The 14,657-nt window shown below is 63.1% G+C and carries 12 protein-coding genes and 1 pseudogene; 6 read left to right on the top strand and 7 right to left on the bottom strand.

The genetic code is table 11. The features are described 5' to 3' along the window. The first annotated feature begins 160 nt into the window (after positions 1 to 160). A complete protein-coding gene (locus tag P3R38_RS02455; protein ID WP_027907956.1) occupies positions 161 to 1,591 on the top strand; it encodes a TolC family outer membrane protein in 1,431 nt (476 codons plus the stop codon). A gap of 50 nt (positions 1,592 to 1,641) precedes the next feature. Here the strand turns inward: P3R38_RS02455 and waaA are convergent, their stop codons facing one another. Together waaA and P3R38_RS02445 are read right to left on the bottom strand one after the other, a co-directional pair. Continuing rightward, positions 1,642 to 2,913, bottom strand: coding sequence for a lipid IV(A) 3-deoxy-D-manno-octulosonic acid transferase (gene waaA, locus P3R38_RS02450; protein WP_023378429.1), 1,272 nt, complete (start codon positions 2,911 to 2,913; stop codon positions 1,642 to 1,644). 36 nt (positions 2,914 to 2,949) lie between these two features. Beyond that, positions 2,950 to 3,840, bottom strand: a complete 891-nt coding sequence (locus tag P3R38_RS02445) for a LysR family transcriptional regulator (protein ID WP_023378428.1) — start codon at positions 3,838 to 3,840, stop codon at positions 2,950 to 2,952. Between the two features lie 86 nt (positions 3,841 to 3,926). On the opposite strand from P3R38_RS02445, the gene P3R38_RS02440 reads away from it, so the two are divergent. The 4 genes from P3R38_RS02440 to P3R38_RS02425 all read left to right on the top strand — a co-directional run bounded on the left by P3R38_RS02440 (position 3,927) and on the right by P3R38_RS02425 (position 7,400). Beyond that, a complete protein-coding gene (locus tag P3R38_RS02440; RefSeq protein ID WP_023378427.1) occupies positions 3,927 to 4,259 on the top strand; it encodes an SMR family transporter in 333 nt (110 codons plus the stop codon). Between the two features lie 143 nt (positions 4,260 to 4,402). Further along, positions 4,403 to 5,578, top strand: a complete 1,176-nt coding sequence (locus tag P3R38_RS02435; protein ID WP_027907953.1) for an FAD-dependent oxidoreductase — start codon at positions 4,403 to 4,405, stop codon at positions 5,576 to 5,578. Continuing rightward, entirely contained in the window at positions 5,575 to 6,387 is an 813-nt protein-coding gene (locus P3R38_RS02430; protein ID WP_023378425.1) for an aldo/keto reductase, read from the top strand. The genes P3R38_RS02435 and P3R38_RS02430 overlap by 4 nt, the downstream gene beginning before the upstream one ends. Before the next feature lie 50 nt (positions 6,388 to 6,437). Beyond that, entirely contained in the window at positions 6,438 to 7,400 is a 963-nt protein-coding gene (locus P3R38_RS02425) for a metal ABC transporter ATPase (RefSeq protein WP_104882241.1), read from the top strand. A gap of 35 nt (positions 7,401 to 7,435) precedes the next feature. Here the strand turns inward: P3R38_RS02425 and hldE are convergent, their stop codons facing one another. The 3 genes and pseudogenes from hldE to P3R38_RS02410 form a co-directional block, all read right to left on the bottom strand. Continuing rightward, a complete protein-coding gene (gene hldE / locus P3R38_RS02420; RefSeq protein WP_023378423.1) occupies positions 7,436 to 8,857 on the bottom strand; it encodes a bifunctional D-glycero-beta-D-manno-heptose-7-phosphate kinase/D-glycero-beta-D-manno-heptose 1-phosphate adenylyltransferase HldE in 1,422 nt (473 codons plus the stop codon). 131 nt (positions 8,858 to 8,988) lie between these two features. Beyond that, positions 8,989 to 10,797 (bottom strand): lipid A export permease/ATP-binding protein MsbA, encoded by a 1,809-nt coding sequence (msbA, locus tag P3R38_RS02415; protein WP_023378422.1) that lies wholly within the window; start codon positions 10,795 to 10,797, stop codon positions 8,989 to 8,991. Positions 10,798 to 10,815: 18 nt separating this feature from the next. Further along, positions 10,816 to 11,987 (bottom strand): annotated as a pseudogene (locus P3R38_RS02410) (O-antigen ligase family protein); the annotation flags it as partial. A 99-nt stretch (positions 11,988 to 12,086) separates the two neighbouring features. Between P3R38_RS02410 and P3R38_RS02405 the strand changes: the two are divergent. Then, entirely contained in the window at positions 12,087 to 12,692 is a 606-nt protein-coding gene (locus P3R38_RS02405; RefSeq protein ID WP_023378420.1) for a toluene tolerance protein, read from the top strand. A 3-nt stretch (positions 12,693 to 12,695) separates the two neighbouring features. On the opposite strand, the gene P3R38_RS02400 is transcribed toward P3R38_RS02405, so the two are convergent. Then, positions 12,696 to 13,787 (bottom strand): glycosyltransferase, encoded by a 1,092-nt coding sequence (locus P3R38_RS02400; RefSeq protein ID WP_023378419.1) that lies wholly within the window; start codon positions 13,785 to 13,787, stop codon positions 12,696 to 12,698. A gap of 44 nt (positions 13,788 to 13,831) precedes the next feature. Then, positions 13,832 to 14,605 carry a hypothetical protein gene (locus tag P3R38_RS02395; protein ID WP_023378418.1) on the bottom strand — a complete coding sequence of 258 codons (774 nt, stop codon included), beginning with the start codon at positions 14,603 to 14,605 and terminating at the stop codon, positions 13,832 to 13,834. Positions 14,606 to 14,657: the final 52 nt, after the last annotated feature.

Raw genomic sequence — 14,657 nt, 5'->3', positions numbered from 1 at the left:
CGCAGTCTAGACTGGAGTGGTCGGCAAAGCCAAGCGACTAAAACGCACGGATGATGAAAGGCACCGTCGACGATTGTTGCCAGCTGCACATGGCACTACACTGGCCGGTCTTTCGATACTCAACAGTTCAGTAATTAAATTTCGTACAAGGATTGCCTCTATGCTGCGCAAACTCTCACTGGCGATAGCCGTGTCTTGTGCGTCCAACGGAGTGGTCTGGGCAGCGGATGTGCCCGCAACGGTAAAGACCGATCTGGTCAGCGTCTACCAGGAAGCGGTCGATAACAACGCCGACCTGGCTGCGGCCCGCGCCGACTACGGCGCCCGTCGCGAGGTGGTGCCCCAGGCCAGGGCCGGGTTGCTGCCGAACCTGTCGGCAGGTGCCGAAATGATGAACACCCGCACCAAGTTCGATGAGCCATCGATCACCTCCAACCGCAGCGGCAATTCGTGGAGCGCGACCCTCTCGCAACCGATTTTCCGCGCCGACCGCTGGTTCCAGTTGAAGGCAGCCGAGTCTGTCAATGAACAGGCGGCGCTTGAGCTGTCGGCCACCGAGCAGAACCTGATCCTGCAAACCGCGCAGAACTATTTCGCCGTACTCCGCGCCCAAGACAACCTGGCTGCCACCAAGGCCGAGGAGGCGGCGTTCAAGCGCCAGCTGGATCAGTCCAACGAACGTTTCGACGTGGGCCTCTCCGACAAGACCGACGTCCTGCAATCGCAAGCCAGCTACGACACTGCCCGGGCCAACCGGATCATTGCCGAACGCCAGGTCCAGGATGCCTTCGAGGCCCTGGTGACCCTGACCAATCGCGAATACGCCTCGATCCAGGGCGTGGTCCACACCCTGCCGGTGCAGGTGCCCACGCCCAATGATGCCAAGGCCTGGGTCGAAACCGCTGCTCGCCAGAACCTCAACCTTCTGGCCACCAACTATGCCGTCACCGCCGCTGAAGAGACCTTGCGCCAGCGCAAGGCCGGCCATGCGCCCACGGTCGATGCGGTAGCTCGCTACCAGAAGGGCGATAACGACAGCCTCGGATTCAGCAACCCGCAGCCAAACGTGCGCTATGCCGGCGACGTTGAGCAAACCAGCATCGGCCTGCAACTGAACATCCCGATCTACAGCGGCGGTCTGACCAGCTCACAGGTACGCGAGGCCTACCAGCGCCTGAGCCAGAGCGAGCAGCAGCGCGAAAGCCTGCGCCGCCAAGTGGTGGAAAACACCCGTAACCTGCACCGCGCGGTCAACACCGACGTGGAACAGGTCCAGGCGCGCAAGCAGTCGATCATTTCCAACCAGAGCGCGCTCGAAGCCACCGAGATCGGCTACCAGGTCGGTACCCGCAACATCGTCGACGTGCTCGACGCCCAGCGCCAGCTGTATACCTCGGTGCGCGACTACAACAACAGCCGGTATGACTACATTCTCGACAACCTGAGCCTGAAACAGGCTGCCGGAACCTTGAGCCCGCAGGACCTGCAGGACCTCAAGCGGTATCTGAAGCCAGACTACAACCCGGACAAGGACTTCCTGCCACCGGATTTGGCAGCGGCGGCGGCGAAGAATTTCGAGCGCAGGCCGTAGGTCGGTGCTGCATCATCGCCGGCGTGCCGGCGATGATGCCTGCTCGGATTTCAGCCAATCAACGCCCCAAGCCCATCCAGCAACCGCTGCAACGCCCCCTGGTTCGCCAACATCACCTGCTTGCCCGCCGCCCCCATGCGCTGGGCATCCTGAGGCAGCTCGACCAGCCGACGTACTGCCGCCGCCAGCCCTTCGACATCATCCACCTGCTGCAACGCCCCTGCGTCTCGCAACATCGCGCTGATCTCGAGGAAGTTGAACACATGCGGGCCCATGATCACCGGCAACGACAGCGCCGCTGGCTCTAACGGGTTATGACCGCCGGTGGCGACAAGACTGCCGCCGACGAAGGCGATATCGGCCAGCGCATAGAGGAACAGCAACTCACCCATGGTGTCGCCCAGCAGCACCTGGGTCTGGCTGTCGACGGCACCACCCGAGGAGCGGCGCACAGTAGTGAACTGCTCACGGCACAGGGCATGCACGGCATTGAAGCGCTCAGGGTGGCGAGGCACCAGAATCAGCAGCGCGTCGCCATGTACCTGCAGCAACTGGCGGTGCGCCTGCAAGATCAGGGCGTCTTCGCCTTCGTGGGTACTGGCGGCGATCCACACCGGGCGCTGGTCGGCCCCCCACTGCCCGCGCAATGCCTGCGCCCGAGGCTGCAGTTGCTCGTCGATCTTCAAGTCGAACTTGATCGAGCCGGTCACCTTCACGCATTCAGGCCGTGCGCCCAGGTCACGGAATCGCTGGGCTTCGGTTTCGGTTTGCACCGCGATGAGGTTCATCTCGGTGAGCATCGGCCGGGTCAGGCCAGCAAACCGTGCGTAGCCACGGGCCGACCGTTCGGATAGCCGTGCATTGGCCAAGGCCACGGGAATGCCGCGCTTGGCGCACTGGTGAATGTGATTGGGCCAAAGTTCGGTTTCCATGATGATGCCCAGACGTGGACGCACATGGTCCAGAAAGCGCCCCGCCGCCCACGGCAGGTCATAGGGCAGGTAGCAATGCTGGATGCGCGGCTCGTCGCCGAACATCGCGCGGATGCGCTCCGATCCAGTCGGGGTCATGCAGGTGAGGGTGATCGGCAGGTCCGGGTAGGCCTTGAGCAGGGCGCGAACCATGGGTGCGGCGGCAATGCTCTCGCCTACCGACACCGCATGCACCCAGATCCCCCCTTGGCGCATGGCCGGAAGGTTCAGGGCAAAGCGCTCAGCGATGCGCTGGCCGTAGGCCGGCGCCTTGCGGGCACGCAGGAACAGGCGTAGCGCGACCAGCGGCAGGCCCAGGTGAAACAACAAGGAATAAAGGGTTCTGTTCATGGTGGCGAAGTGTACTAGGAACCATCTGGAAAATGGCTAGCCGATCGCGCGCAGGTGCACCGCGAAGCGCTCGGCCAGCCATTGCGCCGCCGGTCCCAAGGGCTCGTCGCGCCGCCAGGCAAGCTCCGCCACCAAAGCAGGTGGCCGCCATTCGCTGTCCAACTCGACCATCTGTGTCTGATAGGTCGGATACTGCACCACATGCCGTGGCAACCAGGCCCAGCCGAGGCCGCGCATCAGCAGTTCGGCCATGGCATAGAAGCTGTCCGCACGCCAGATCTGCGGACTGATCGCTTCGCCACCCGGGTAGCCGCTCTGCTGGGGGGTGATCAACAACTGTCGATGCCGCGCCAATTGCTGGCGGGTGACCCGTAGCTCCTTGGCGAGCGGATGCCCGACCGCGCAGACAGTGACCATTTCCACGCTGCCCAGGGCGCGCCGCTCCAGCGAACTGGGGATGCTTTCGTGATGGAAGAACAACCCCAGGTCGGCGCGCCGTTCCACCAGCTTGCGTGCCACATCCCCTTGGGCGCCGCTGGCCAACTGCACTTCCAGGAAGGGAAAACGGCTGGCCAACTCGTCAAGGCTGTCGATCACCGGCTGATAGGGCATGGCCTCGTCCTGAGCAACCCGCAACAGCGCCTCCTGCCCACGCATCAACGCCAGCGCACGGCCGTCCAGGCGCTCGCACTGGCGCAACAGCTCGCGGGCATCCTCCAGCAAGGCCACGCCGTTTTCCGTCAACTTGGGCTGACGACCGCTGCTGCGCTCGAACAAGGTCACACCCAAGTCCGTTTCGAGCATTGCGATGGCACTGCTGACCGCCGACTGCGCCCGGCGCTGCTCCCGGGCCACCGCGGAAAAGGACCGCAGTTCGGCGACACGCACGAACACGCGCAGTTGCTCGAGATTCCACTGCTCTGCCATCAACCTATCTCCAATACTGATAGGTAATGACTTTACCCCATCCAGCACATGCCTAAAATGCCCGGCAGAAACCGGAGGAAACCACCATGAATGCCTACACCTACCTGGCCATCGCCATCTGCGCCGAAGTCATCGCCACCGCCTCCATGAAAGCGGTCAAGGGCTTGAGCACGCCGCTGCCGCTGTTGCTGATGGTGTGTGGCTACGCCATCGCCTTCTGGATGCTGACCCTGGTGGTGCGCAGCATACCGGTGGGCATTGCCTACGCGATCTGGTCTGGGCTGGGCATCGTGCTGATCAGCGTGGCAGCGCTGGTGATCTACGGGCAGAAGCTGGATGTACCGGCAATGCTGGGGATGGCGATGATCGTCGGGGGCGTGGTAGTGATCCAGCTGTTTTCGAAGACTGCCGGACACTGAGTCGCCTGGGTGTTCGGCCTCCCCGGCAAGCCGGCGGCTAGGCGGCCGGCGCGGTCGTGGAAGGAGGCGGATAGCGCAGCGATAGGGTCATGACAAGGTAAGCCTGTATACTTGCCAGCTGTCCCAGTCTCCGAGGTACCGCCATGCCATCTGCCATTTCCACTGACGTATTGATCGTCGGCGCCGGGGTCGCAGGCCTCTGGCTCAATGCTCGTCTGCGCAGACTGGGCTATTCGACAGTGCTGGTGGAGCGTGCCAGCCTGGGCGGTGAGCAGACCATCAAATCGCAAGGCATCATCCATGGCGGCACCAAGTACGCCCTGCACGGCGCCCTGACCGGCGCCTCGGAAGCCATCGCCGACATGCCGCGACGTTGGCGCGAAGCCTTGGCCGGCACCGGCGAGCTGGCGCTGGACAAGACCCGCCTGCTGTCCGATGCGCACTACCTGTGGTCCCCCGGCACCCTGGCCGGCAACCTCACCAGCTTTTTCGCCAGCAAGGCAGTGCGTGGCCGGGTAGACCAGGTCAAGGGCGAGCAACTGCCGCCTGCCCTTCAAGACCGCGCGTTCAAGGGCAAGGTCTATCGCCTGGCCGAACTGGTGATCGACGTCCCCAGCCTGCTTGCCAACCTGGCCGAGCTGGCCGGTGACAGCCTGCTGGCGGGCGAGCAGATCGAACCCTTGCGTGAAGGCCAAGCGCTGGTCGGCTTGCGCGTCGATGGCCGTGAAATCCGCGCCCAGCGCATCGTCCTCAGTGCAGGTGGCGGTACCGAGGCGCTGTTGCAGGCCCTCGGCCTCAACCAGCCAGCGATGCAGTTGCGGCCGCTGCACATGGTCATGGCCAAGGGGCCGAACCTCAAACCCCTCTACGCCCACTGCCTGGGCGGCGGCCCGAAGCCACGGGTGACGATCACCACTCACCCGGCAGCCGATGGCCAGTGGGTGTGGTACATGGGTGGCGACCTGGCCGAAGCCGATGGCGTAGCCCGCGACCCAGCCGCGCAGATCGCCGCGGCGCAAAAGGAAATCGCACACCTGCTGCCATGGGTAGACCAGACGCTACTGAAATGGGCGACCTTGCGTGTGGATCGCGCCGAACCCGCGCAATCTGGCCTGGTACGCCCGGACAATGCCTTCCTGGCCGACCAGCAGCGTCTGCTGGTGGGCTGGCCGACCAAACTGGCATTGGCCCCCGACTTCAGTGATCGGGTACTGGCAAGTCTCGATCGCGATGGCATTCGCCCAAGCGCTCAACCCGCCCTCGATAACCTTCCGCGCCCGGCGCTGGGCGTACCGGCCTGGGAGCAACTGCTGCCATGACCCTGCCTACCCTGCACGACATTCACCGCCCGCTGGGCAGCACCGGCTTCAAGGTGTCGCCCTTGGGCCTGGGAACGGTCAAGCTCGGCCGCGACCAGGGCGTCAAATACCCGAACGGCTTCACCATTCCAGACGATGACGAAGCACGCCTGCTGCTGGCCCAGGCCCGCGAGCTGGGTATCAACCTGATCGACACCGCACCGGCCTATGGCCGCAGCGAAGAACGTCTGGGCCCACTGCTGCGCGGCCAGCGCGAGCAATGGGTGATCGTCAGCAAGGTCGGCGAGGAATTCGAGAACGGCCAGTCGCACTTCGATTTCAGCGCCGCCCATACCCGCCGCTCGGTTGAGCGCAGCCTGCGCCGCCTGGAAACCGACCGCATCGAACTGGTGCTGGTGCACTCGGACGGCAATGACCTGGCCATTCTCGAGCAGCAGGAGGTCTATCAGACCCTTGCCGAGCTCAAGCAAGAGGGCAAGATCCTGGGCTTCGGCTTTTCCGGCAAGACGGTCGCCGGCGGCCTGAAGGCGCTGGAGACCGGCGATTGCGCCATGGTCACCTACAACCTCAACGAGCAGGCAGAGCGCCCGGTCCTGGACTACGCTGCCGAACATGGCAAAGCCATTCTGGTGAAGAAGGCCCTGGCCAGCGGGCACATCTGCCTGGCCCCTGGTGTCGACCCGGTGCAAGCCAGCTTCGAGCTGCTGTTCTCCCACCCTGGTGTGAGCAGTGCTATCGTCGGCACCATCAATCCGTTGCATCTGGCCCACAACGTGGCCACTGTCGCCCGCATCCTGAGCCAGCACTGAGCCGTCTGGGCCCAAGGTCTGGAGACTGATCCGACGCAAGGAGGAGCCTCGTGCCGCGTACGCTGATTCGCAAGAACCCAAGCAACTTCAAGACACTGCCCCTGCATGTCGAAGCGACGCCCGAAGGCCTGATCTACCAGAGCATCGGCATGCCGCTGAACTTCGCTCAGACCCAGCAGCGGCGCAAGGCCATCGAGCTGCCGGACAACCAGCGTTTCGTGGTCGAGCTAGCCAACCTGGGCGTCTCGGTACGCCTGACCCTGCACTGGCAGCACCGCGACTACTGGGTGCTGGTGCGCCAGCGCCGCCAGGACCGGGGCGATGTGGTGCTGAAACTGATATCCGGATATGTCCCCGCACAAGAGCTCAACCTGCCCCTGCACACGGCAGTGCAGGAGGTGGCCGAGGAATGCTTGCTGGAAACCCCGGAAGGCTGGCTGGGGGGACGCTTCAACGACACCTGGCTACCCGCGCCCTATGCCGCTGCCTTGCATTATCGTGAAACCTTGCCCTTCATCCTCACACCGGAATCCGGCGCCGCTCGCCCTGTGCATTGCGGCAACCTGATGCTACTGGAGCGGCCCAGGGCCTATGTGCATTTGCCCACCGCCTCGTTGCAGTTGATCTACGACATGCGCCTGCAGGTACCCCGGGACGCCAAGAAACTCAGCCTGTTTCACGTCGATGAGCGGCTGGAGGGTGACCAGCTGGTGGCGCGGCTCAACCGCAAACGGCCTGACCTGTACCTGATGCCCCTGAAAGACGGCCAACCGCTGGCCGAGCTGTACACCCTGAAGAAAGACGAACTGGTGCCGGCCAGCACACGAGGGCTTTACCTGGCGGAGAGTTTCGCCAACCAGACAGGATGGGTCGTCAAGGAAGAGCGGATACGCTGGAAGGATTGGCTGAAACAGCAGGGGTTGGCCGATAGCAATACCGGCTCGCACTTGCGCCGGTTCGGTGAAAAGGCACGGGCGTTGCTGGCGCGGGCGCGAACCTCGTTGCACAAGTAACGCGTGGGGCCGCGAAGCGGCCCCTCTAACCTATTTCAGTGCTTGCGGATTTTCTCGACGATCGCCGTGGTCGAGCTGTTCTCGACCAGCCCCAGCACCTTCACGGTACCGCCGTAAGCCTTGACGATATCAGCGCCCACTACCTGGTCGATGCCGTAGTCACCGCCTTTGACCAGCACATCCGGCTTGACCTGGCTCAGCAGGTTCTCCGGCGTACTCTCAGGGAAGCTGATCACCCAGTCCACCGCACCCAGGCCTGCCAGCACGGCCATGCGCCGGTCGACGCTATTGATCGGCCGCCCAGGGCCTTTCAGACGGCTGACCGAAGCATCGTCATTGACCGCGACGATCAGGCGATCGCCCTGGGCCCTTGCCTGCTCCAGGTAGGTGACATGGCCGGCATGCAGGATGTCGAAGCAACCGTTGGTGAAGACGATCTTCTCTTTGTGCGCGCGGGCATCGTCGATAGCCAGCAACAACTGCTCCAGGCCCAGCACACCGCGCTCGGAGCCCTCCTCGCGCTGAATCGCCCGGCGCAATTCAGGCGCGCTGATGGCCGCAGTACCCAGCTTGCCGACCACGATACCGGCCGCCAGGTTGGCCAGCGCCACCGCGTGGGGCAGGTCCTCGCCAGCAGCGATGGCGGCCGCCAGGGTGGAAATCACGGTGTCGCCGGCACCGGTGACATCGAACACTTCACGGGCACGCGCGGGCAGGTGAAGGGCTGGCTGACCCGCACGCAGCAAGGTCATGCCGTGCTCGCCACGGGTCACCAGCAGTGCTCCCAGGTCCAGGTCCTGCAACAGTTGCAGCCCTTTGGCGACCAGTTCGGTCTCATCGGCGCAGCGGCCGACGATGGTTTCGAACTCGCTGAGGTTCGGGGTAATCAGGCTCGCGCCACGGTAGATGGAAAAGTCCTTGCCCTTGGGGTCGGCCAGCACCGGAATGCCTTTGGCCCGCGCCGCCTGGATCAGGCTTTGGTGATTGCGCAAAGCGCCTTTGCCGTAGTCGGATAGCACCAACACCTTGACGCCTTCGAGCAGGTTGTCGACCTCAGCGCCCAGCGACAGCGGGTCGGTGGCGAAGGGTTCTTCGAAGTCGATACGCAGCAGCTGCTGGTGACGGCTCATGACCCGAAGCTTGACGATGGTCGGCTGGTGCGCAATGCGCTGGAACACCGAACGCACGCCAGCGGCATGCAGGCTGTTGGCCAGGCTGTCGGCGGCCTCGTCCTGGCCGGTGACACCGACCAGCAACGCAGGCGCGCCGAGCGCCGCGATGTTCAAGGCAACGTTGGCCGCACCGCCGGGACGATCCTCGATCTGATCGACCTTGACCACCGGCACTGGCGCTTCCGGCGAGATACGCGAAGTACCGCCATGCCAGTAGCGGTCAAGCATGACATCGCCGACCACCAGTACCGGGGCTTGATCGAAACGCGGCATGGACAACTTCATGGGCAACCCAAAATGAAAAAATGAACAGGGGCAGGATATTAGCACAGGGTGGACGACGGCTTTACGGCCAGATCAGGCCCTGGAAAATTCCGGTGACAATCGGGGCCACAAGGGCCCCGACACAGGGTGTTTCAGGTGATGTCGGCCTTTTCGGGCTCGTCCAGGCCCATGGCGTGCAAGCGGGCATAATAGCCATTGGCTGCGAGCAGCTCGGCATGGGTGCCGCGCTCCACCAAACGCCCCTGGTCCATCACCAGAATCTGGTCTGCCTTTTCGATGGTAGACAATCGGTGGGCGATCACCAGCGTGGTACGACCTTGCATCACATGGTCCAGTGCCGCCTGGATATGCCGTTCGGACTCGGTATCCAGCGCCGAAGTCGCCTCATCGAGAATGAGCAATGGCGCGTTCTTGAGCAGCGCACGAGCAATGGCCAGGCGCTGGCGCTGGCCGCCGGACAACAGCACGCCGTTCTCGCCGACCTCGGTGTCGAAGCCCTTGGGCAGCTGGTCGATGAACTCCTTGGCATAGGCATCGGCGGCTGCGGCTTCGATATCCGCGCGCGGAGCCCCGGCCAGGTCGCCGTAGGCAATGTTGTTGGCCACGGTGTCGTTGAACAGGGTCACGTGCTGGTTCACCTGAGACACATGGCGACGCAGATTGCGCAAGCGGTAGTTCTCGATCTCCACGCCATCGAGCAGGATCTGCCCCTTGTCATGGTGATAGAAGCGCGGAATCAGTGCCGCCAGGGTCGACTTGCCGCTACCCGAACGCCCTACCAGAGCGATCATCTGCCCAGGTTCTGCGACAAAGCTGATGTCGCTGAGCACTTCGCGGTCGGTCCCTGGATAGGTGAAGCTCAGGTTCCGAACTTCAAGACGGCCGTCCACACGCGCCTTCTCGACCGTGCCCGTGTCGACTTCCGGCTCTTCGTCGAGCTGCTCGAAGATGCTTTCCGCACCTGCGAGGCCTTTCTGGATGGTCGAGCTGACTTCGGAAAGCTGGCGGATCGGCTTGGGCAGCAGGCCTGCCGCGGTGATGTAAGCCACCAGGTCACCGGCGGTGGACTCGCCACGCAGGAACAGGACCAGGAACATCAGGGCAGCCATGGCGGTGTAGATCACCAGCTGCAACATGGGCGTATACAACGCGCCAGTCTTGGTCATGCGCAGCTGCTTGTCGGTGTTGCTCTGGCTGGCACGACCGAAGCGGCGCTCTTCGTAGGCCTCGCCGCCGAAGCTGCGCACCACGCGGTAGCCCTGGATGGTCTCGGAGGCAACATGGGTCACATCGCCCATGGCCACCTGGATCTTCTTGCTCTGCTTGCGGAATTTCTTGCTGGCCACGCTCACCATGACCGCGATCACTGGCAGGATGGCGACCATCACCAGGGTCAGGTGCCAGTTCATCCACAGCAGGTAGGCGAACAGGAACACCACGGTAAGGCCTTCACGGATGACCACCTTGATCGCATCGGTTGCCGCGCCGGTGACCATGGTCACGTTGAAGGTGATGCGCGAAATCAGGTGCCCCGAGTTGTGGTTGTCGAAGTAACGGTTAGGCAACACCAGCAACTTGTTGAACAGCTCGACGCGCAGATCGTGCACCAGGCACAGGGAAACCTTGGCCAGGAAGTAGTTGCCGAGGAAGGACCCCAGCCCCTGCCACGCGGCGATCAAAATGATCAGCAAGGGGACTGCCTGCAGCAATTGCAGGTCGCGCAGGTAAGGTACATTGGGGAACAACACCGCTTCCGGGTTGCTCAGGCCGTCGACGAAATACTTGAGGATCCCGGCCAACATTGGCTGGGTCGAGGCGAATATGACGAAACCCACGATACTCAGCAGGAAAATGCCGACGTAAGGTTTCACGTAGCTCAGCAGCCGGAAATAGATCTTCAGGCTGGAGGTATGCTCCGCAGGTCGCGGTGTTTCGGCCATCATTGAGCTCGCTGTTGAGGTTGAACGACGAATTTTACCACAGGCGTCATTTTCGGCACTCCCCAGGGTAACAACATGGCCAAACCCACGGGCAGCCAGCTGATGAACCACTCTGCACGGGGCGTAGCGGTAAGACTGGCGGCATCGAATTGCATGGCCAGCGTGGAGAATAGCCAAAGGCCGAGCAACACCTTGCCGAACAGGCTGCTCCGGGCACGCAGGATTTCCCGCAGGGCCGACAGCCACACGGCAATCCACAGCAACATCCCCGGTACCCCCAGTTCAAGGGCCACATGGGTGAACATGTTATGGGTGTGGTCGAAGCGCCTGCCCGCTGCAAACACGTTGTAATCACCCCCCAGCCCCACGCCGGTCCATGGATGCTGGGCGATCATCTGCAACGCCACCTGGAAAATCTCGGGCCGATAGGACGCACCGCGCAGGGTGAGCAGGTCGTACATGAAGAACAACGCCATGCCACTGGCCAGCAGTGCCAAAGCCGCCACCAGGCGGCTGTACCGGTCACGGAACCACAGCGGCGCAACCACCACGGTAAAGACCAGCGACAGGATCGCCCCACGGCTCTGACTGAACGCGACGAATACCCCCAGCAGTAGCAAAGCCAGCAGCCAGGCCAACTGCAGGCCACGATGAAGCGGAACCTCGTACAACAACACCAGCAATCCAGCGCCAATGACATAGGCACCCAGGATGGGGTGCGAAATCTCGCCGATGCCTTGCAGCCTGGACCGCAGCGCGAGCCCATGCACCCCGTAGAAGTTGATCATCGAAACCAGCGCCGCGACCGCCAGCAACAGCCCACCGGCCTGCAGCAAGCGCCGCAGCCTGGGCTCGCCAGCCTGCGCCAGCAAGGGGAACGCCAGCAGGAACACCAGGATATACAGCAGGCGCTTGCTTTCCCGCAGCACTTGAGGGTTCGCTGACCAGGCCAGGCTGATGGCGCTCCAGGCCAGCAGCAACAGCACGCTGCACCACAATACGGGCTGACGCCGAAAGGCCTCGGCCAGCACCTGTCGGGCAGGCCATGCCATGATCAGGGTCGGCAACCAAAGGAACAGGATCAAACCCTGCTGGTAGACCTTGTTGCTGGGTGCCAGTGCGATTGCCGCCATGAACCAGACCAGACCGAAACCCAACCAGACCTGCGCCCAGCTTTTCTGATGCAACATCTGCGCTCCCTGTGAATCACCGACACCGACATGGTGCTCACGCGTTATTTTCGGCATTATTGCCGGTCATTTTGTTCGCCAGACGGCAAGGCCCTACTCATGCATAGCTCCCGGCTCACCCAGGTCGAATTCGATCAGCTGACACTCGGCGCCCAGGTGCTCGAGGCAGACAGCCATGGAGCCAAAGTCTATCTGCTCAAGGATGGCAATTTCCTCAAGGTTTTCCGCCGCAAGCGTCTGATTTCATCTGCGCTGCTGCGCCCCTACTCCCAGCGCTTCGTCGACAACGCCGCACGCCTGGCGCAGTTGGGTATCCCGACACTGGAGGTCATCAGTCAGCACAAGCTCGACCTGCCGGGCAGGACGGCGGTGCTGTACCGCCCGCTGCCAGGCCGGACATTGTTGCAGATGTCGCGCGACGAAGGCTTCAGCTGGGACACCTACCTGCCAGAACTGATCACGCTGATTCGCCACTTGCACCGCTCTGGCATCTACTTCCGCTCGCTGCACCTGGGCAACGTGGTCGTTACCCCCGACCAGCGCCTGGGGCTGATCGACGTGGCGGACATGCGCTTCCTGCGCCCACCGCTGTCGGCGCGGATGATCCGACGCAACGTCCAGCACATGGTGCGCTATATCGAACGAGAGAAACTGGGCGATCGCTTCCCGCTCGCCGAATTCGAAGCCAGTCTGCTGGCCCGCTGAGGGTCAGCCACGCAGAAGGCTCGCCGAGCTTTCCTGAAACATCTGCCATGCCTGTTCCGGCGCCAGCACCTGGCGCTGCCGAGCAGCCATGGAGGCAGGGTCGAGCGTGATGCAGCGCTCTATCGCCACCGCCCACTCGCAAGCGTCGCCCACAGGTAAATAGCAGCCGGCGTCCTGCAACTGCTCGCGAAATACCGGCAGGTCGCTGCAAATCACAGGCACACCGGCCAGCACCGCTTCCTGCACCACCAGCCCCAAACCTTCCGAGCGCGAAGGGATCAACACCCAGTCGAATGCGCGGTACAGCTGCTGCACGTCCTCTCGATGACCGCGCAAGTGTATGCGCTCGGCCAAGCCCAACGCCTCGATTCGCGCCTGCAGGGTGGCGTGCAGCGGCCCATCGCCGAGGATCGCCAAGTGTAGGTGCGCTTGCCGGGAGGCGGCCTTGGCGAAGGCCTCGATCAGCATCTCGAACCCCTTCCCCTCCACCAGGCGGCCCACGGCCCCAAAGACCAGGTTTGGCGGCGGCAGCAGCTTCAGGGTATGTCGGGCTTGCGCCGCGTTGAGCGACGACTCGGCAACAGCCTTCGGGTCGAGCGCGATACGCAGCGTCCTGACCGGCTTGCCCAGGTCGTGCGACAGGGATTGGGCAAGGGTTTGCGAAACCGCCGCAAGATTCAGGCGGTCGGAGGGCTGTTCACGCAGCAGGCGAATGTCGGCGGCGCTTAGCCGGGTTCCGCCATGGAACAACACATTGGCCCGTAGTTCTGGCACCTGTCGCAATAGCGGCAGGACCAGACGGGCAACACCCACGCCGTCGAGCAGCAGCACTTCGGCCCGGGCCTCGACCAGCGCCTTGCGCAGGCGCCTGCGCAGCCACGGGCGCAGCAGGCGCCAGAGGTGGCGGCCCTTCAGGGCCCTCGGTGGCAGATGCCACTCCTGGGTCGGTCCGAGTGCATGGCACACGCCGCTGCCCAGCAACAACCAGTTGCTGATGCGCGCATCGGTGCCAATGCAGGCAAGCACCTGACAATGCACCTTGTGGATGGAGATGTACCGCGAACCACCCGACCACATCATGTTGACGATGTTCATGGCATAACGCTCCCCTCCCGCTCGAACCAGGTGGGACTGCGATCTCAGTGAACGAACAGGGTAATTCCCATACCAAGCAGCGCGCCTATCAGCAGCGTCAATGCCAGCTTCACCCGATCACGCTTGCGCCGCCTGGCCTTGCGCCGGTCTTCTCCGGGCAAGGTCACATGCATGCCGAAGCCGGTGTGCAAGACCGCATCGCCCTCAAGAGTCACGGCGGCCAGGTTCAACTCGGCGTAACGTCGGGAAAGCGCCTTCTCCCCAGCATAGGCGGCAAATGGTGCAAGCCGCTGATAATCGCTCAGCCGTCGCAGGCCGGGATTGAGGGAAAACGCCTGCCAGTCGGCCTTGTCGGAAAGCAACGGATAACAGGGCACGCCGGCAATCACCTGGCGCTCACCCAGGTGAATGTAGGGGCTGTGAATCGCCAGATCGTGCGCGTAACTGCGAAGCCAGACCTGCAAAAGGCTCGGACTGGCCTCCAGAATGGCATGGGAGTCCTCGACGAAACCTTGCCGGTAGAACTTCCAGTCATCCTCGCAGTGGAAGATGTAGGGTGTCTTGACGTGACGGTAGGCCAGGTCGATCGAGGCCAACTGACCGAGCTTGGGCCGATTGACGAACACCTGGCAGTGGGGCTTCCAGTGCTCGGGCACGCAGGCGTGCACGGCGTCGTCGCCTGAGTCCTCGGTGATGAAGACCTCGCGAATGGGTGCTGTGTTGCAACGGTCGAAACTGTCCAGGGTCTGCCTGAGCAGATCGAACCGTCCACAACTGGTCACGACGAGCGTGATGTCACTATCAACGGAAAAGCGCACCGGATTCCCTCCGCAATGCTTTCAACCGCTGCTCACCGTCCCTGGCGAGCGA

Origin of the sequence: Pseudomonas sp. NyZ480, assembly GCF_029537255.1 — a bacterium.
GTDB classification, from domain to species: Bacteria; Pseudomonadota; Gammaproteobacteria; order Pseudomonadales; family Pseudomonadaceae; genus Aquipseudomonas; species Aquipseudomonas taiwanensis.
This window is presented reverse-complemented; position numbering and strand designations above follow the sequence as displayed.

Coding starts and splice junctions, on each gene's coding strand:
- P3R38_RS02405 (WP_023378420.1), top strand. CDS start 12,087: ATGCATAGCTCCCGGCTCACCCAGGTCGAATTCGATCAGCTGACACTC.
- waaA (WP_023378429.1), bottom strand. CDS start 2,913: ATGAACAGAACCCTTTATTCCTTGTTGTTTCACCTGGGCCTGCCGCTG.
- msbA (WP_023378422.1), bottom strand. CDS start 10,797: ATGGCCGAAACACCGCGACCTGCGGAGCATACCTCCAGCCTGAAGATC.
- P3R38_RS02400 (WP_023378419.1), bottom strand. CDS start 13,787: ATGAACATCGTCAACATGATGTGGTCGGGTGGTTCGCGGTACATCTCC.
- P3R38_RS02435 (WP_027907953.1), top strand. CDS start 4,403: ATGCCATCTGCCATTTCCACTGACGTATTGATCGTCGGCGCCGGGGTC.
- P3R38_RS02455 (WP_027907956.1), top strand. CDS start 161: ATGCTGCGCAAACTCTCACTGGCGATAGCCGTGTCTTGTGCGTCCAAC.
- P3R38_RS02445 (WP_023378428.1), bottom strand. CDS start 3,840: ATGGCAGAGCAGTGGAATCTCGAGCAACTGCGCGTGTTCGTGCGTGTC.
- P3R38_RS02430 (WP_023378425.1), top strand. CDS start 5,575: ATGACCCTGCCTACCCTGCACGACATTCACCGCCCGCTGGGCAGCACC.
- hldE (WP_023378423.1), bottom strand. CDS start 8,857: ATGAAGTTGTCCATGCCGCGTTTCGATCAAGCCCCGGTACTGGTGGTC.
- P3R38_RS02440 (WP_023378427.1), top strand. CDS start 3,927: ATGAATGCCTACACCTACCTGGCCATCGCCATCTGCGCCGAAGTCATC.